The organism is Clostridium massiliamazoniense (assembly GCF_001403635.1).
Classification (GTDB): Bacteria; Bacillota; Clostridia; order Clostridiales; family Clostridiaceae; genus Sarcina; species Sarcina massiliamazoniense.
On sequence record NZ_LN879468.1, the window covers coordinates 1,834,635 to 1,852,352 of the forward strand.

Annotated in this window: 16 protein-coding genes; 2 read left to right on the top strand and 14 right to left on the bottom strand. The window is 29.0% G+C overall.

Annotated features, from left to right (window positions below; translation table 11 throughout):
- Positions 1–22: 22 nt before the first annotated feature.
- From ARA19_RS15595 to murI, 5 genes are all read right to left on the bottom strand, one after another.
- Positions 23–712, bottom strand: a complete 690-nt coding sequence (locus ARA19_RS15595; protein WP_055071846.1) for a helix-turn-helix domain-containing protein — start codon at positions 710–712, stop codon at positions 23–25.
- Positions 699–1,085: a DUF3783 domain-containing protein gene (locus ARA19_RS15600; RefSeq protein WP_055071847.1), complete on the bottom strand. Its 387-nt coding sequence runs from the start codon at positions 1,083–1,085 to the stop codon at positions 699–701. The genes ARA19_RS15595 and ARA19_RS15600 overlap by 14 nt, the downstream gene beginning before the upstream one ends.
- A gap of 157 nt (positions 1,086–1,242) precedes the next feature.
- On the bottom strand, positions 1,243–1,755 hold the full coding sequence (locus tag ARA19_RS15605) for a peptidylprolyl isomerase (protein WP_055071848.1): 513 nt from the start codon (positions 1,753–1,755) through the stop codon (positions 1,243–1,245).
- A 225-nt stretch (positions 1,756–1,980) separates the two neighbouring features.
- Positions 1,981–2,247 carry an STAS-like domain-containing protein gene (locus ARA19_RS15610; protein WP_055071849.1) on the bottom strand — a complete coding sequence of 89 codons (267 nt, stop codon included), beginning with the start codon at positions 2,245–2,247 and terminating at the stop codon, positions 1,981–1,983.
- Positions 2,248–2,443: 196 nt separating this feature from the next.
- Positions 2,444–3,232 (bottom strand): glutamate racemase, encoded by a 789-nt coding sequence (gene murI, locus ARA19_RS15615; protein WP_055071850.1) that lies wholly within the window; start codon positions 3,230–3,232, stop codon positions 2,444–2,446.
- A 410-nt stretch (positions 3,233–3,642) separates the two neighbouring features.
- Here murI and ARA19_RS15620 point away from each other — a divergent pair, with 410 nt between their 5' ends.
- The gene (locus tag ARA19_RS15620) at positions 3,643–5,544 is read left to right on the top strand and encodes a type I glutamate--ammonia ligase (protein WP_055071851.1); all 1,902 of its coding nucleotides are present in this window, start codon (positions 3,643–3,645) and stop codon (positions 5,542–5,544) included.
- Positions 5,545–5,643: 99 nt separating this feature from the next.
- On the top strand, positions 5,644–6,756 hold the full coding sequence (locus ARA19_RS15625) for an HD-GYP domain-containing protein (RefSeq protein ID WP_055071852.1): 1,113 nt from the start codon (positions 5,644–5,646) through the stop codon (positions 6,754–6,756).
- A 298-nt stretch (positions 6,757–7,054) separates the two neighbouring features.
- Here the strand turns inward: ARA19_RS15625 and ARA19_RS15630 are convergent, their stop codons facing one another.
- The 9 genes from ARA19_RS15630 to ARA19_RS15665 all read right to left on the bottom strand — a co-directional run bounded on the left by ARA19_RS15630 (position 7,055) and on the right by ARA19_RS15665 (position 17,247).
- Entirely contained in the window at positions 7,055–7,321 is a 267-nt protein-coding gene (locus ARA19_RS15630; RefSeq protein ID WP_055071853.1) for a hypothetical protein, read from the bottom strand.
- 84 nt (positions 7,322–7,405) lie between these two features.
- Complete coding sequence (locus tag ARA19_RS15635; RefSeq protein WP_055071854.1) at positions 7,406–8,017, bottom strand: VanZ family protein; 612 nt, start codon at positions 8,015–8,017, stop codon at positions 7,406–7,408.
- Positions 8,018–8,279: 262 nt separating this feature from the next.
- Positions 8,280–9,263: an ornithine carbamoyltransferase gene (gene argF / locus ARA19_RS15640; RefSeq protein ID WP_055071855.1), complete on the bottom strand. Its 984-nt coding sequence runs from the start codon at positions 9,261–9,263 to the stop codon at positions 8,280–8,282.
- A 201-nt stretch (positions 9,264–9,464) separates the two neighbouring features.
- Positions 9,465–12,674 carry a carbamoyl-phosphate synthase large subunit gene (carB, locus tag ARA19_RS15645; RefSeq protein ID WP_055071856.1) on the bottom strand — a complete coding sequence of 1,070 codons (3,210 nt, stop codon included), beginning with the start codon at positions 12,672–12,674 and terminating at the stop codon, positions 9,465–9,467.
- 12 nt (positions 12,675–12,686) lie between these two features.
- On the bottom strand, positions 12,687–13,736 hold the full coding sequence (carA, locus tag ARA19_RS15650) for a glutamine-hydrolyzing carbamoyl-phosphate synthase small subunit (RefSeq protein WP_055071857.1): 1,050 nt from the start codon (positions 13,734–13,736) through the stop codon (positions 12,687–12,689).
- A 574-nt stretch (positions 13,737–14,310) separates the two neighbouring features.
- Positions 14,311–14,760, bottom strand: coding sequence for a C-GCAxxG-C-C family protein (locus ARA19_RS15655; RefSeq protein WP_055071858.1), 450 nt, complete (start codon positions 14,758–14,760; stop codon positions 14,311–14,313).
- A 178-nt stretch (positions 14,761–14,938) separates the two neighbouring features.
- On the bottom strand, positions 14,939–15,097 hold the full coding sequence (locus ARA19_RS17675) for a hypothetical protein (RefSeq protein ID WP_157452258.1): 159 nt from the start codon (positions 15,095–15,097) through the stop codon (positions 14,939–14,941).
- A 95-nt stretch (positions 15,098–15,192) separates the two neighbouring features.
- Positions 15,193–15,804 (bottom strand): DNA-3-methyladenine glycosylase, encoded by a 612-nt coding sequence (locus ARA19_RS15660; protein ID WP_055071859.1) that lies wholly within the window; start codon positions 15,802–15,804, stop codon positions 15,193–15,195.
- 141 nt (positions 15,805–15,945) lie between these two features.
- Positions 15,946–17,247 carry a PTS sugar transporter subunit IIC gene (locus ARA19_RS15665; RefSeq protein ID WP_055071860.1) on the bottom strand — a complete coding sequence of 434 codons (1,302 nt, stop codon included), beginning with the start codon at positions 17,245–17,247 and terminating at the stop codon, positions 15,946–15,948.
- Positions 17,248–17,718: the final 471 nt, after the last annotated feature.

Here is a 17,718-nt window from a genome sequence, read left to right on the forward strand (position 1 = left end):
ATCAGATAAATCTCTTTAAGTGTTAAATTGAAAATTCTATTCTATATAATGTTCCTATAGGTTTTATTTCTTTTATGTTTGCAGTTTCAGTTCTCATTGAACCTCCATTGCTTATTAATAATACTTTAGTATTATCTAATTTTTTTATTTGTCTTATAACTCTTTTATTATTAAATTCTACTAAAGCAATTGTATTGTTTTCGATTTCTTTTATGCTATAACATAAAGCTAAATCATTTTTTTCTATTCTAAAACCAGTCATATCATTTTCTTCAATTTTTAAATAAAAGACCTTATCATGACTATGACCATCTATTTTATTTGAACTCATAGGAAGTTGTTTATGACCTAGAACTTTAGATAAATTATAATCATATATTGGAACATTTTTAAGAACTGAACCAAAAGCTTGATTCCAAACTTCATTAACCTCTGTATTTGGCTTTGTAGGTCTCTTAGCTTCTTGTTCTCTAATTAGAGCTTTTTCTTTAGCTAATTCTTCATCAGTACCCAACATACTAACATCATTTAAATCTACATTTAAAACCTTTGAGATTTTAGAGATTAAGCTCTCATTTATTATTTTTCTTCCAAGCTCAACATCATTTATAAATTTCTCTGCAACCCCTAGCTTTTTTGCTAAGGCTTTTTGAGTAATTTTTTGACTTTCTCTAGCCTCTTTTATACGTTCTCCCACTCTATTTTTGCTCATGTGTGAAAGTTCCTTTCTTATTAGATTTATGCCATTCTCTTTCCTCTACTAAATGTTCAACTAATTGTTCAAAACTCCATTCTATTGAAGTTTCTGTTACAACAGCTAAAATTGGTTTTTTCTTTATAACTCTTTTAGTTAAGTCTATTAATAATTTTAATTGCATATCTGGAATAGCATTGAAAACTAATATTTTTTCACCTTTGAATCTATCATTAGGTTCTCCCACCTCATTTTTTTCTGCTAATATATCAAAAACTTTCATATTTAGCATAGTTTCATTCACTGGAAGTAATTTTATATTAGATTTTTTCATTTTAGCCATTTCTTCTGCATCTAATCCATAAACTAATACTTTCTTCTCATTTACCATATTCTCACCTCCTACTTTTCTCCTTTGGATAACCACTATAATACTTCCACTAAAAAAAATGGAAGTATTACATTAGCTAACACTTCGTAATAATTAGACTAAGAATTCAGCGGCAATTTAAAATTTGCCTCTGAATCAAGTCTTATTTTATTTTTTACTACATTTTTACTACTTCTGGGATATCCTCTGCATTTTCAACAGTTACTTTTAACATAACTTGATCTTCAACTGGTTTATCCATTCTATTTCTTTTAGTTAAAGCAATTTTATCAGCATATTCCATTCCTTCAATTACTTTACCAAAAGCTGCATATTCTCCATCTAAATGTGGTGAATTTTCAACCATTATGAAGAACTGACTTCCTGCTGAATCTCTAACCATTGTTCTAGCCATTGATAAAACACCTTTTGTATGTTTTAAATCATTTCTAAATCCATTAGCATTGAACTCTCCCTTTATTGTATAGCCAGGGCCACCCATACCTGTTCCTTCAGGGCATCCTCCTTGAATCATGAATCCAGGTATTACTCTATGAAATATCTTTCCATCATAAAATCCTTTTTTTATTAAGCTAACAAAGTTTGCTACAGTATTTGGGGCTATTTCAGGATATAATTCTGCCTTTATAGTTCCTCCATTGCTTAATTCTATTGTAACTATTGGTTTCATAACTCTATTCTCCTTCCGAGTATAAAATAATTTAATAATATTTCCCTAAGTGATATTATATATTATTTTCATAATGATAGAAATATATAATACTAATTTTTTAAACAATATAAAAACAGAGTATTGAATTAACTTAAACAATACTCTGCCTTATAACTAGAATAAACATGCTTACTATTCCTTTCTAATACTCCCTCGTCTTCTGTATCTAATTAATAAGGACTATTAAAAAGTTGTTCCTTTAACTACTCTTGAATAATCATTTATATTTGATAAATTTTTAACACCAATTTTTGTAATAACAGTATCTCTTCCAACTTTATTTATTAAATCATTAAATAAACAAGTTAAAAAAGTTGTAGAAACTCTACTTAACCCTTCAAAGTCTAGCTCTACATTTTCTTCTAGGTGCTTAGTTATAAAATCTCTTAAGACAATAGCATCTTCTACATTAAAATTATCACCTAAAAAGTCTTTAACCTTTATTAGCATATTATACACCCTCCTATTGACCACTATATTTTTAAATTTTCTGAATATTCTCTCTCTAATACTATAATATCAATCTACTTTAATTTTGTCAATAATTTAACAAAGTTTTTTTATATTTTTTATTTCTTTATTTGCTATTTAGTAAATTTAATGTATTTCAGTATAAAAATAAAAGTAAGACTGTATAATCACAGTCCTACTTCTCTAATAACTCTTTACATAAATTAATCATTTTATTATTAAGTGAATTATATATTTCTACAGTTCCTCTTTTATCACTCTTATTTAAAAGATTCTTTTCTTCTAACCTTCTTCTTATTTCCTTTGATGTACCTAAACTTCCATCTATAATATTAACATTATTTCCTACTACCTTTTTTATTGTTTCTTTTACAAAAGGATAATGTGTACATCCTAATACTATGCTGCTAATCTCCTCATCCTTATATTCATTTAACCTTTCTTTAAGATATAATTCTAAGGCTTCACCTTCTACTTCTCCTCTTTCCACAAATTCCATTAATCCTGGACAAGGAAGTGGAACTATATCATCTTCTCGTCTTCCACCTAATCTTTGTACAAGCCTATTGAATTTTCCCTCTGCTAAAGTTACTGGAGTTGCCATTATTATTATCTTTCCATTTTTTTTTGATTCAACAGCAGGTTTTAAAGCTGGTTCTATACCAACTATAGGTAAATCAGGATAAGCAATTCTAAGTTTTGCTACAGCAGCAGATGTTGCTGTGTTACATGCCACTACAATTCCCTTTACCCCCTTATCTAATAAATTTTCTACTATATCAAATGAAAGTTTAGCTATTTCCTCTGTACTTTTCACTCCATATGGTGCATTTTTTGAATCACCAAAATATATATAATTTTCATTAGGCATAACCTTTATTGCTTCTTTAAGTACACTTATTCCTCCAACTCCTGAATCAAAAAAACCAATTGGACTTTCTGTACTTATTTCTTTTCTTTCCATATCGCAATGCTCCTTACTACATATACTAAAAAAAATAAAAATCATTAAAACTTCAATAACTATTAAACTTACCAAACATCTTACTTTGACAGTAATTTAAAAACAAGAAACTCATATAAATGTAATCCTATTCAGTTATTGACTATCATTATCCCTTATGGTAGAATTTTTTTAATTATTAAACGAACGAACCTAACTGTAATATATTTGCAAAATATTCGTTTTAATTCTATTATTGGAAGGATGTGAATATAGATAATGCTATTGCTTTAGCTTCTATTATAATACTATTAAATTAATTACCATTAAATTAATCTTTTAATCAATTAATTGCCTTAGGTATGTTTTAGAAGTATATAAATTAGCTAAAAATTAAATATCATTAATATTATAGCACTATCTAAAAAATTATGAATAATGATTTACTTTTTACCATACCTAAAAAGTTTCATAAAGAAGAAGACTTAATAAATATTTTCAATAAACACCCAGAAATAAGATTTGTATCACTTGTCGGTATAGATTTAGCTGGTAATGATACAGATGAAAGAATCCCTGTTAATATGTTCCTAAGAGATATAGACAATTTCTTATATGGTACTGCAATTCAAACTGATGGCTCTTCTGTTGTCTTACCAGGAATAGCAACTCTTAATGACGGTAAGGTTGATATGGTAGCTGATACAAACTCATGTTGGTTTGTAGATTACAACTACGATCTTTTAGATCCTATAAATTCTAAGCCTATTGGTACAGTTAGAATACCTTGTTTCTTAATACACAATGATACCCCTGTTGATTCTAGAAGAATCCTAAAAAATGCTATAACATTAATGGAAGAAGAAATCTCAAAAATTTTATCCAATAATCCTGAAATTCTTTCTGACTATGGAATTAAAGTTGAAGATGTAGAAGAAATATCTCTAACAGCTGCAACAGAATTAGAATTCTGGGTAAAAACTCCAAATGATAAAGCTCATATTGAAGAACTTACAACTTCCGAAGTACTTCAAGAACAGTACTGGACAAGAACAAAAGGAAATGTAAGATCTGCAATGGAAGAAACTCTTATTCTTATGGAAAACTACGGTTTTGAACCTGAAATGGGACATAAGGAAGTTGGAGGAGTTAAAGCAAAATTAGATTCTACAGGACACTTCAATCATATAATGGAACAATTAGAAATAGACTGGAAATATTCATCTGCTTTACAAGCTGCTGATAATGAATTATTTATAAGAACACTTATAAAAGAGACATTCAGAAGACATGGACTTGAAGTTACGTTCCTTGCAAAACCTATTAGTGGTGTTGCTGGTAGTGGAGAGCACACTCACTTAGGAATAGCTATGAAACTTAAAAACGGAAAAAGAGTAAACCTATTTAATACTAATGATAAAAATCATTTCTTAAGTAATTTAGGATATGGTGCTTTAATGGGTATGTTAAAGAACTATGAAATAATGAATCCATTCATTTCATCAACTAACGACTCATTAAAAAGATTAAGACCTGGTTTCGAGGCTCCTATATGTATAGTTACGTCTCTTGGACAAAGCCCTGAAATTCCATCAAGAAATAGAACTATACTTATTGGATTAATTAGAGATACTCAAAACCCATTAGCTACTCGTTTTGAGCTTAGAGCTCCAAATCCATTTACTAATACTTATCTTTGTATCGCTGTAAGTTACCTAGCAATGCTTGATGGTATTAGATACGTAGTAAATAACAAAGTTTCTAAGGATGCTTTATTAAAAGAAATCTCTAAAGAAGCTGGTGAAAAAGCTACTTATTTAGAAGATAGCAGATGCTACCGTTCAGAAGAAAACGTATATGAATGTTTCTCTGAAGAAGAAAGAGAAATATTCTTCGGAAAAGCTCCTGCTACTGTTTATGAAAATATAAAAGCTCTAGATGAAGATTTTAGAACAAAAATATTAAAGAATGATGGTGTTTTAAACGATAAATTAATTAACAGTTTTAAAATATCTGTTTTAAAAAGATGGACAACTGAAATTGTCTATAGAATAATACCTGGTTACGCAAAAGAAATAAAATCATTCAAAGAAATTCATTGCTTAGAAAAATCTTTAGACTTAGATATTTCTAATTGGAAGAAGATACAAGATTTAAGACTTCATATAATGAAAGATTCTATGTCATCAAAGAGTTTATTTACTAGAATAAAAGATGCTATTGAGATAGAAAATTATACTTTAGCTTCTGAACTTCAAATAGAACTTAATTCTAAAATGGAAGAATTAAGAGAATTATATATTGACTATAAGAGAAATTTATTAGATATATAATCTAAACCAAAGAGACTGAATCAAGGTACCAGCTAATTATTAAAAGCTTATTACTTATTTTGATTTAGTCTCTTAATTTATTTTTAAGAGAGGTTATCAATGCGTCTAGTTCCAATTGAATGTGTTCGAGAAGGATGTTATTTAGCTAAAACAATCTATGATTCAGATGGAAGAATTTTATTAAGGTGTGGTGCTAAACTTACTAACTCTTTAATTAATAGAATTAAAGCTATAAATATTTACTCTCTTTATATTTCTGACAATTACACTCAAAAAGAAATTGATGAGATTATTTCTCCAGAATTGAAACAAAAATCAATATTATTAGTTAAAGATGTTTTTACTACCTTTCATAAAATTTCATCAGATCCTGCATTGGCTAATAATTCAAAAAATAAATACAAACTTCTCAAAGAAAAAGAAAATTATCTACACTCATTAGAAGAATTAGCTGAAGAACTTTATGAAAACATTATATCTAACAAAAATCTTATGATAGGACTTGTTGATATAAAAACAATGGATGCCTATACTTATCAGCACTCTGTTAATGTAGCCATTATTTCTATGGTTATTGGTGTTGGCTTTAAATTATCTAAAAAAAAGCTCATCGACTTATGTATAGGAGCTTTATTACATGATATTGGGAAAATATTTGTTGGAAAAGATATTATAAAAAAACCTGAAAAACTAACAGATGTGGAATTTGAAGCTATAAAAAAACACCCCAAAGCTGGATATGATTATATACATAGCAATAATAGTATAAATGCTAACTGTAAAATTGTTATTTTACAACATCATGAAAAAGTTGATGGTACTGGTTATCCCCGTGGTATAAAGGGTGATGATATAAATCTTCTAGCAAAAATTGTAGCCGTGGCAGATGTATATGATGCCCTTACATCAGATAGACCTTATAAAAGGGCTATGTGTCCTAATGAAGCCTTTGAATTTATATTATCAAAAGCTGATTCAATGTTTGATTTTGAAGTAACCCAAATATTCTCTAAAGTTTTAATACCGTATCCTAAAGGTTCTCATGTTAAACTTAGCAATGGTGACGTTGCAAAAGTAAAGAAACTTCATCAATACTATCCTCTAAGACCATACTTAGAAATAATTGAAAGTTTCGAAAAGAACAAAGTAGGAAAAGTATTAGACTTATCTAAAGAACTTTCAATAGTTATTTCATCTTTTGATTTTAATTAAACTGTGAAAAAAATAAATATATATTTTCTCTCTGCCTTTTAGCTAGCTATATAGGTTCACCATTTGTGACCGCTCACCTACGTAAAGAAGCTCTAACATTTCTTCTCTGGCAGTTGCTAAAATTTCCAAACTCGTTTCACTCAAACAATGGAAATTTTAGCAACTTTTGATCAGAAATGAAGAGCTTCTAATTACTAGTTAAATGGTCACTACATTCTGTACCTATATAGCTATCTCGGCAGATAAAATATATATCTAAATATAAACTAAGACTTAACTTAATTCATTCCCATTATCTTTATGAGCATATTTTATGTTCACCCTTATTGAATATTTCACATGAATATAATTTACTTCCCATAAAAGGATTGTTATAAGCTAATCGTTCTGCATCTTCATAACTATTAGCTTGTAATATAAGCGATGCACATCTTCTTTTATATGTTCCTCCCCATAGAACATATTTTGAAGAATCTATCTTTGTATATTTTTCTTTATTTTCTGCTCTATACTTTCTTAAATTTTCATCAACACTATAAGTTATTTTCAATAATACAGTTCTCATAGCCAAACCCTCCTTACTAATCTACATAATAAATATATTATGTTTTTCTAATTTTATTACATTATTTCAATTTATTTTTCTTTTTTAAGTTAAATCTGTAGCTGCTTTTTTCTTTCTCTTTTTATACTTTCTTTTTTTCTTTTCTTTTTTAAAGGTAAAGTAGCCTAGGTAAATTCCTATAACATTAAAAAATATTTCATTTATGTCAAATATACCTACTTTTAAAACATATTGTGACAATTCAACAGATAGCTCGAGTAATAAGACTATTATTAAAGTTCTTAATATTTCTTCGCTTTTTAACAAGAATCCTATTGGAATAAATAAAACCATATTCTTTATTAAAAAGAGAAAAAATTCAAAAAAGCTCTTATTTACTGTCTTAAAAGGATTGAGATTAAACCCATTAATATCTCTTTGTAAGCAAAAATTTAAGACAAATAAAAGTAAGAAATAATAAAACCATATTACATAATAAAAAAAATCAGGTAATTTATTTTCTAATAAGAAATTTAAGACTAAATATATGAAAATCATAAAAGAAATCATTATGAATATACTTAATACATCTCTAAAATTTCCTTCAGGTATCCTACTTGGTAAAATATCTGATCCTACAAAGTAATAAGCTAAATAGCCTACCATAATAGAAAAAATTATTACCCAAAAGTTATTAAACCTTCCATTACTACTCATTTTTTCTTCCTCTTAACTTTACATAATTTATTTCTTGTTATAATTCTACCATTTATTGTAAAAAATAATTGGTTTTTTTTGTCTTTTTATTCAAATTTTAATTCAAAAAAAAACTATGTCTTTTGACATAGTTTTTAACATATTTTTAGACAAATTGTCGTTTTTACATTTCTATACTTTTTCTCATATCCTATTATTTATTGATTTTAAAAATAATTAAGAAATACTTATTTGTATATTTCATTTTTTTTAATGTTAAAAATTAATTCTTTAAAGTAGCGACCATAATAGCCTTTATACTATGCATTCTATTCTCTGCTTCATCAAATACTACTGAATTTCTACTTCTAAACACAGCATCTTCCACTTCTCTTATATCAATATTTAAGTTATCTCTAGCATTTTTTGCAGTTTCTGTTGTAAAGTCGTGGAAAGCTGGGAGACAATGCATAAATAAAACATCTTTATTTTCTGTTTTTCTTAATATTTCATCAGTTATTTTATAATCTTTTAAAAGTTCTACTCTTTCTAAAATTTTCTCTTCTTCCCCCATAGATACCCAAACATCAGTATAAATAACATCTGCTCCTTTTATACTTTCAATATCATCAGTTATAATAATTTTTCCGCCTGACTTATTACACTCTTCCTTAACCCTTTCTAATATATCATTATCTAAAGTTAATTTTTTAGGTCCTAAAGCTACAAATTCCATTCCCATCTTAGCAGCTCCATACATAAGGGCATAACTCATATTATTTCTTATATCACCAACAAAAACAAATTTAACTTCCTCTAGAGGTTTATTAATTTTTTCTTCTATAGTCATAAAATCAGCTAAAACCTGTGTAGGATGGTCAATATCAGTAAGACCATTCCAAACTGGTACTCCTGAATATTTAGCTAAATTCTCTACTAATTCTTGGCTAAATCCCCTATATTCAATACCATCATACATTCTACCAAGAACTTTAGCTGTATCCTCTATGGATTCCTTTTTCCCCATTTGTGAGTTAGTTAAATAAGTTACATGAGCTCCTTCATCTAAAGCTGCCACCTCAAAAGCACATCTAGTTCTAGTGGATGTTTTATCAAATAACAAAACAATATTCTTCCCCTCAAGAGAATTCCCCAAAATCCTCTTTTTCTTCTTCTCCTTTAATTCATGTGCTAAATCTAATAAATAACGTATTTCCTCCCTATTAAAGTCCATTAAAGAAAGAAAACTTTTTCCCCTTAAATTCATAAAAAGACCCCCCTTTTATTTAAATTAAATCTCAATTTATAATATCCCTTAATTATATCATTTTACAAATTTTGGAACAACTTTTTATCAATGATTTTTTCATACAATTCAAAATGACAAACCTATATAGCTAGATAAAAGGCAAAGAAAAGGCAGAAAGGATGTATCTGCAATTTGATACATCCTTTTCTATCTACTAAATTATTTTACTTGGTCTAAATCAAAAACTTCTAAGTCTAATTCATGAACTCCAGCTTTTTGTACATCTACTAATGCTTTTAAAGTATCTAAAGCTGTTATTACTCCAATATTTCTTTCTACAGCCGCTCTTCTTATATGGAAACCATCTCTCTTTGAGTCATTTCCCTTTGTTGGAGTGTTTACTACTAAGTCTACTTCCTTCTTAGTTACAACATCTAATATATTTGGATTTTCTTCATTTATTCTTCTAACTACTTCTGCCTCTATTCCAACTTCTTTTAACTTCTCAGCTGTTCCCTTTGTTGATACAAAGTTATATCCAAGCTCTGAAAGTCCTTTGGCAATTTCAATAAATTCATCTTTTTGGTGGTCATTTACTGTAGCTAGAATTTTCTTACCTTTACTTGTGAACATTCCAGCTGCTATAAATCCTTTATATAAAGCTTCATGTACATTTTTACCTACACCTAAAACTTCTCCTGTTGATTTCATTTCTGGTCCTAAACTTACCTCAACTCTTGGAAGCTTTTGTGTTGAGAATACAGGTACTTTAACTGATACCATTTCAGGTTCTTTGTATACTCCTGTACCATAACCTAAATCTTTTAATTTTTCTCCAAGCATTATTCTAGTTGCAATATCAACTATAGGAACATTACTCACCTTAGAAATATAAGGTACCGTTCTTGAAGCTCTTGGATTAACTTCTATTACATATAAGTTTCCTTCAAACTCTATGAACTGAATATTTATCATTCCTTTTATTCCTATAGCTAAAGCTAATTTCTCTGTGTATTCTAATATATCTTTCTTTATTTTATCTGATATATTTTGAGCAGGATACATAGTTATACTATCTCCTGAGTGAACTCCAGCTCTTTCTAAGTGTTCCATTATTCCCGGTATTAATACACTTTCTCCATCTGAAATAGCATCAACCTCTATTTCTCTACCCATTAAGTATTTATCAATTAATATTGGGTTTTTACTATCTTTTTCAAAGGCATTACTTAAGTAGTGTCTTAATTCCTCTTCATCATGAGTTACTTCCATACCTTGTCCGCCTAATACGAAAGAAGGTCTAACAAGTACAGGGAATCCAAGTTTAAGTCCCTCTTTTAATCCCTCTTCTACATTCCAAACACCTTTACCTTTAGGTCTAGCAATTCCAAGCTCCTCTAAAAGCTCATCAAATTGTTCTCTATCCTCAGCTAAATCTATTTGGTCTGATGTAGTTCCTAAAGTTTTTATATTCTTTTCTTTTAAGAATTTAGCTAATTTTATAGCTGTTTGACCACCAAATTGAAGAATAACTCCATCTGGATTTTCCTTTTCAATTATATTTAAAACATCTTCTTCTGTTAGTGGTTCAAAATAAAGCTTATCTGATGTATTAAAATCTGTACTTACTGTTTCTGGGTTGTTATTTATGATTATAGTTTCAATTCCTTGTTCTCTTAAAGATTTTACACAGTGAACTGAAGCATAATCAAACTCAATTCCTTGTCCTATTCTTATTGGACCTGAACCTATAACTATAACCTTTTTCTTATCACTAACTTCAACTTCATCATACTCATCATAAGTTGAATAATAGTATGGTGATACTGCATCAAACTCTCCTGCACAAGTATCAACCATTTTATAAACAGCTTTAACGTTCCATATATTTCTTAACTTATAAATTTCCTCTGCACTAACCTTTAATAAATCTCCAATTGCCTTATCTGAGAAACCTTTTTTCTTTAATCTATATAACCAATCCTTAGTTAGGTTTTCTATGCTCTTACTTGCTAGTTCCTCTTCTTCTTTTACTATGCCATTAATTTTATCTAAGAAGAATACATCTATTCCTGTTATTCTTGAAACCATATCTATTCTATAGCCTCTTCTAAGCATTTCAGCTACAGCAAATATTCTTTCATCATCAGGAACTATAACTTTCTCTCTTAGTTCTAACATTGATAGTTTTTTCATCTTTTTATGCTCTAAAGAATACTTACCAATTTCTAATGATCTTATACCCTTTAAGAAAGCAGCCTCAAAGTTTGAACCTATAGACATTATTTCACCTGTTGCCATCATCTTAGTTCCTAAAGCTCTATCAGCAGCTTGGAATTTATCAAATGGCCATTTTGGTATTTTTACAACTACATAATCTAATGATGGTTCAAAACAAGCATAAGTTTTCTTAGTTACTGAGTTTAATATTTCATCTAAACCATAACCTAGAGCTATTTTAGCTGCCACCTTAGCTATAGGATATCCTGTAGCCTTTGATGCTAATGCTGATGAACGAGAAACTCTTGGATTTATTTCTATTACTGCATACTCAAAGGAATTTGGATTTAAAGCAAATTGAACATTACATCCACCTTCAATCCCTACAGCATTTATTATATTTATTGATGCTGTTCTAAGCATTTGGTATTCTTTATCTGATAAAGTTTGGCTTGGTGCAACAACTATAGAATCACCAGTGTGGATTCCTACTGGGTCTATATTTTCCATGTTACATACAGTTATGCAGTTTCCTTTAGAATCTCTCATAACTTCATATTCTACTTCTTTCCAACCCTTAACACTCTTTTCTAAAAGAACTTGACCAATAGTACTTAATTGTAGACCTGAAGCTAATATTATTTTTAACTCATCCTCATTATTAGCTATTCCACCACCAGTTCCACCTAATGTATAAGCTGGTCTTACTATTACAGGGTATCCGATTTTCTTAGCAAACTCTAATCCTGCTTCAAATTCAGTTATTATTTCACTTTCTATAACAGGTTCGTTGATTCTATTCATCATATTTCTGAATAGCTCTCTATCCTCACCCTCTTTTATAGATTCAATTGAAGTACCAATAACTTTTACATTATATTTGTCTAATATACCATGATCATATAATTCTACTGCTAAGTTTAATCCAGTTTGTCCACCCATCCCTGCTAAAAGTGAATCTGGTCTTTCCTTAGCAATTACCTTCTCAACATATTCTACTGTAAGAGGTTCTAAATATATTTTGTCTGCTATCTCTTTATCAGTCATTATTGTTGCTGGATTTGAATTTATTAAAACAACTTCTATTCCTTCTTCTTTAAGAGATTGACAAGCTTGTGTTCCTGAATAATCAAACTCTGCTGCTTGTCCTATAACTATTGGACCTGAACCTATAACTAAAACTTTTTTGATATCTTTATTTAATGGCATAAACTTTTCCTCCTATAATGCATACTTCATGAATTCATCAAAAATATATTCGCTATCCTTAGGACCAGGACATGCTTCTGGATGATATTGAACTGAAAATATTGGTAATGCAGTGTGTCTCATTCCTTCTACAGTATTATCATTCATATTAATATGGGTAATTTCCATTCCCTCTGGTATTCTTGAAACATAATAACCATGGTTTTGAGCTGTTATATGCACTCTATCATTTATTAAATCCTTAACTGGATGATTTCCTCCTCTATGACCAAACTTTAATTTAGAAGTTTGTCCACCTAAAGCAAGGGCTAATAATTGATGTCCAAGACATATTCCTACTAAAGGTTTTTTACCTACAATAAGTTTTATTTGCTCTATTACTTCACTTAAGTCCTCTGGGTCTCCAGGACCATTTGATAAAAACACTAAATCTGGATTAATTGATAGAACTTCTTCTGCACTACTGTTATATGGGAACACTGTTACTTTACATCCTCTTTTTGAAAAGTTTTTTATAATATTTGTTTTAATACCAAAATCCATAATTGCTATATGTTTTCCTGTTCCAACAAGGTCGTATTTTTCCTTTGTTGAAACCTCTGCAACAGCTGTATTGTTTGAAAAACTTGATATTTTAGCCTCTACATCACTTAATGTATTAGCCTCTACTGATATAACACCTTTCATAGTTCCACTATTTCTTAAGATTTTAGTTAATGCTCTTGTATCTATACCCTCTAATCCAATTATCTTATTTTGCTTTAAATAATTTTCAAGTTCTAACTCGCATCTGAAGTTATTTGGGTATTCACATTTTTCTCTAACTATAAATCCTTTAACCTTTGGAGAGTTTGATTCCATATCCTCAAGGTTTATTCCATAGTTCCCTACTAATGGGTAAGTTAATGTTACGATTTGTCCATAATAAGATGGGTCTGTAAGAATTTCTTCGTATCCTGTCATTGATGTATTGAATACTACTTCTCCTACAGTTTCTTTAATATATCCAAAGGCCTTCCCTTCAAATATAGTACCATTTTCTAATATAAGCTTTGCTTTCATCACCTTAGACCTCCTAATATATAGCTAGTAAAAAACACTTTAAGGGTCTCATTCCAAATGATTATAACGAATTTTAATAAAACAAAAGGTAATAGGAGGATTAAATCATTAGTCTAATCCTCTATTACCTTTATATATAAAATTGGAATACGTTAAAATCCAAAGCTATTCTATTTTTAAATGTAATATTGTTGTTTAATAAATCCTTATTCATATCTATACCTCTTTCTGGCCTCACGGGACCAATTTAAAGTGTATTTTTACTAAATTCTTATTTCAAATTGTAATTTAAAATCGTTAAATAGTCAATATGCTTTTTCAAATTTAGCCTTATTACAAGAAAAAAACTTTTTGAATTTATCCTAATTTCAGTTAATTTTTTTATAATTATACAAAACCAACTTCTTCATACTTTCCAAAAAAGAACCAAAAAATACTTAAAGCCCCTAATATCTCTATTAGGGGCTTTAAGCAATTTCAACCTATTTACCTACTTCATTGTCCTATTGAAGCAATTTTAATTATCATATATAGCGAGAAATTTGTCAATTAAATTTTTATTAATTTACAATTATTACGCTAAATTTTCTCTATTTATTATATCTGCAACTATACCAGCAACCTCACCAGTTATTGATATACATTGCTCCTTATGTTCTCCACATCCCATATCGAATTTTCTAGTTAAAACTCTACAGCATGTACTTTTTCTACTTTCTTTAAATCTATCATGTAATTCGGCACTATATTTTAAAGTATCTTGAACTCTTGGGTCCTTACCTTCTTTTCTTCCTGAAACCATACCTAAAGCCATTACTCCTCCTGATACAGCTCCACAAAGACAACCTGATCTACCTATACCAATTGGAAAACCTGATGCCATTTTTATTACATCATCAGAAAAATCTAATCCATAAGCGTCTTTTATAGTTTTAACAACTGCCTCTGAACAGAAGAAATCTCCATCTCTATAGTATTTTTCAGCTATTGCAATTACTTCATTTACATCTACTTTACTCATCATAAACCTCCTTAGTAAATCACTTTCTAAAAGTAAAAACTTAGATGAATGCCAAAATTTCATCTAAGTCCAATCTTCTCCATAAGTACAGTATATACCTTTAATACTACAGAAATCAATAAATAATATTTATCTAATAACCTAGGTGTTTAATAAAATCCTTTAAATAATCTTTACTTTATTAATCTTCATCTTCGTCCAAAAATTTTTCTATATCATCTAAATCATGGTCAGGATTATATTCTTTAGTCTTTCTAACAAGCCTCACAGTTCCTGCAATAACTAAAACAATTAAAATAGCTCCAGCACCTAAAGAAATTACAGTAATAACATTACTCATAAAAATCTCTCCATTTAAACCATATAATAATTTATTATATTCAAAGTTCTTTTTAGTTGTGATATTAACCGTTAACAAAAAAAATAGCCCTAGGGCTATTTTTTAGAAACATATTTATTACCTTTAATATAATACCTCCAAAGGAAATCCTTTGCTTCCTCTGCATAATCTATTCCTATTCTTGTAGTTTCAACTACTTCTCCTACTTTATAATCAAAATCAGCTATGTATAATTCATCGCTACTTAGCATATCTAACTTATTTTCTTCCATTGTTATATTAAAAGCCTTTGTAAGCTTTGCAGGTCCATTGGTTAATCCCCTTTTTTGAGCATTATTTAGCTCTGTATAGCTTTTTTCAAACCTTCTTTGACTTAGATACTCAAAATCATTTAAAGGCTCTAAAGCTCTAATTAATACCCCTTCTGCAACGCCTGATTTATTTGTTATAACATTGAAACAATTATGCATTCCATAAATAAAATAAACATAAGCCGTTCCAGCTTCATAATATAAAGTTTCAGTCCTTTTTGTTTTCCTTCCACCATAGGCATGACTAGCTTTATCTATAGAACCTATATAAGCCTCTGTTTCTACTATTATACCCTTTATTTCTTTGCCCTCTGTTTTTCTCACTAAGACTTTTCCCAATAGATCTTTTGCTACTATTCTAGCATCTCTATTGAAAAACTCTCTTTCTATTCTCATTGAAACACCGCCTAATATATAAATTTTAAGTTTATTTAAATTATGTGTTAAAAATAATTTTAGTAGTTTTGTAAGTAAAAATCAAACATAATTTTATTTATTTTTATAAAAAAAGAAGCCTAAGAATAGGCTTCTTTTAAATTACTCTTCTTGAGCTTTTGCAGCTTCTATAGCTTCATCTTGAGCTTTTACATCTCTGTCTGCAGCTACCATTACAAATGGAATGTATATAATAATATCTATAACTAATAATATTATTGATAATAAAGCACCACGCCATGAGTTAGTAGCTAACCAACCACTTATTATTGGTGGCATTGTCCAAGTAACCTCTAATTGAACTAAAGGTACAAAGTGCCATGCTAATGCAAAGTAAGCAACAACTGCATTAAATAATGGTATACAGATAAATGGTATTAAGTATATTGCATCAAGACATATTGGTAAACCAAAGATTATTGGTTCATTTATATTAAAGAGACCAGGTACTCCTGCCAGTTTTGCAAGAGTTAACTGAACTTCACTCTTCCTTTTCCTTGTTCTATTTACTATAAGTATCGCAACAATTAAGCAAATAGTCGCTCCAGCTCCTCCAAAGAAGACAAAGGAATTTAGGAATTGGTCATTTACAATATATATTGGTGGTAACCCATCTTTTACTCTATTCATATTATCTATTGTTAATGGGAATAACACCCCTTGAACAACTGGTAACATCATATTTGAACCATGTAATCCAAAGAACCATAATATTTGAATAACAAATATTAAAACCAATACTCCAGGTAAACTACCAACTACCCCTTGTAAAGGTGTTTGTATACTAGTCATTACAAGTTGAGGTATAGTTACATGAATATAATGTTGGTATATAGCTTGTACAAGACCTGAAATCCCTAAAATTATAATTGATGGGAATAAAGATGCAAATGATTTTGCAACTGCAGGAGGTACCCCCTCTGGCATTTTAAATACAAGCTTTGGATTCCCAAGAAGATATGCCATAGCATCCCCAACTATAAGTGCAAGAATAATAGCTAATAATAATCCATCTGTTCCAAAGAATTGTGTATTTTTTGCTAAATCGCCAAAGAAAATTATAAATGTCGCAACAGATACAAGACCACCAGCTAATCCATCTTTTCCTCTTGATTTAGTTAAGTTATAAGCAATAGTAAATGCTACAAGTAAACTCATTATAGCATAAGAGCCATTCCATACTGCTGATCCCCAACTCTTCCAATCCTTACCGAATATATGCTCCATTAATGGTTGGTAACCTGGAATAGCTAAGTTGTTAATTAAGATTGCAAAGGCACCAGCCATAATTATTGGAATTATAGCAATAAAACCATCACGTATAGCAGCTAAGTGTTTTTCTCCACCAATTTTAGCGGCAACTGGAATAAAATATTTTTCCATAAAGCCAATGAACTTTTTCATTTGTAATCCTCCCTCTTTTTTTTAAGAAGTAGTCTTTTCTCTCGTTTCTTACACCGATTAATCTGCATATGTTATTATTTTTAAATATGTTTATTATAATTGCTTAAAAGATTTTTTATGATACTACTTCTTTTCTTATATTTAATTGTTAATAAAAACAATCAAATATAGATATACTCTTTTATAAAAACCTTTTCAGTTAAACATTATTTAATTGAATTTCTACACTATTATTTATTAGCAATTGTTATGCCAATTATGAAATTTCTTTAAAATATGTGAAAAGCCATTAAACAACTCAGTCTTATATTTACAGCTTTTACACATTTACTATGTAATCTGTGTAAAATTACCTTATAGCACATAAAAATAGCTACACTAACTTAACACAATGTCCCTTTTCATTAATTAATTTTAGATACTTTAGTCATAATTATTAATTAATACTTTATTTTTTCTTATATAGTTATA

Bases quoted from the DNA above. Each gene is read 5' to 3' on its own strand.
- ARA19_RS15595 (WP_055071846.1), bottom strand. From the start codon at position 712: ATGAGCAAAAATAGAGTGGGAGAACGTATAAAAGAGGCTAGAGAAAGT.
- ARA19_RS15600 (WP_055071847.1), bottom strand. From the start codon at position 1,085: ATGGTAAATGAGAAGAAAGTATTAGTTTATGGATTAGATGCAGAAGAA.
- ARA19_RS15605 (WP_055071848.1), bottom strand. From the start codon at position 1,755: ATGAAACCAATAGTTACAATAGAATTAAGCAATGGAGGAACTATAAAG.
- ARA19_RS15610 (WP_055071849.1), bottom strand. From the start codon at position 2,247: ATGCTAATAAAGGTTAAAGACTTTTTAGGTGATAATTTTAATGTAGAA.
- murI (WP_055071850.1), bottom strand. From the start codon at position 3,232: ATGGAAAGAAAAGAAATAAGTACAGAAAGTCCAATTGGTTTTTTTGAT.
- ARA19_RS15620 (WP_055071851.1), top strand. From the start codon at position 3,643: ATGAATAATGATTTACTTTTTACCATACCTAAAAAGTTTCATAAAGAA.
- ARA19_RS15625 (WP_055071852.1), top strand. From the start codon at position 5,644: ATGCGTCTAGTTCCAATTGAATGTGTTCGAGAAGGATGTTATTTAGCT.
- ARA19_RS15630 (WP_055071853.1), bottom strand. From the start codon at position 7,321: ATGAGAACTGTATTATTGAAAATAACTTATAGTGTTGATGAAAATTTA.
- ARA19_RS15635 (WP_055071854.1), bottom strand. From the start codon at position 8,017: ATGAGTAGTAATGGAAGGTTTAATAACTTTTGGGTAATAATTTTTTCT.
- argF (WP_055071855.1), bottom strand. From the start codon at position 9,263: ATGAATTTAAGGGGAAAAAGTTTTCTTTCTTTAATGGACTTTAATAGG.
- carB (WP_055071856.1), bottom strand. From the start codon at position 12,674: ATGCCATTAAATAAAGATATCAAAAAAGTTTTAGTTATAGGTTCAGGT.
- carA (WP_055071857.1), bottom strand. From the start codon at position 13,736: ATGAAAGCAAAGCTTATATTAGAAAATGGTACTATATTTGAAGGGAAG.
- ARA19_RS15655 (WP_055071858.1), bottom strand. From the start codon at position 14,760: ATGATGAGTAAAGTAGATGTAAATGAAGTAATTGCAATAGCTGAAAAA.
- ARA19_RS17675 (WP_157452258.1), bottom strand. From the start codon at position 15,097: ATGAGTAATGTTATTACTGTAATTTCTTTAGGTGCTGGAGCTATTTTA.
- ARA19_RS15660 (WP_055071859.1), bottom strand. From the start codon at position 15,804: ATGAGAATAGAAAGAGAGTTTTTCAATAGAGATGCTAGAATAGTAGCA.
- ARA19_RS15665 (WP_055071860.1), bottom strand. From the start codon at position 17,247: ATGAAAAAGTTCATTGGCTTTATGGAAAAATATTTTATTCCAGTTGCC.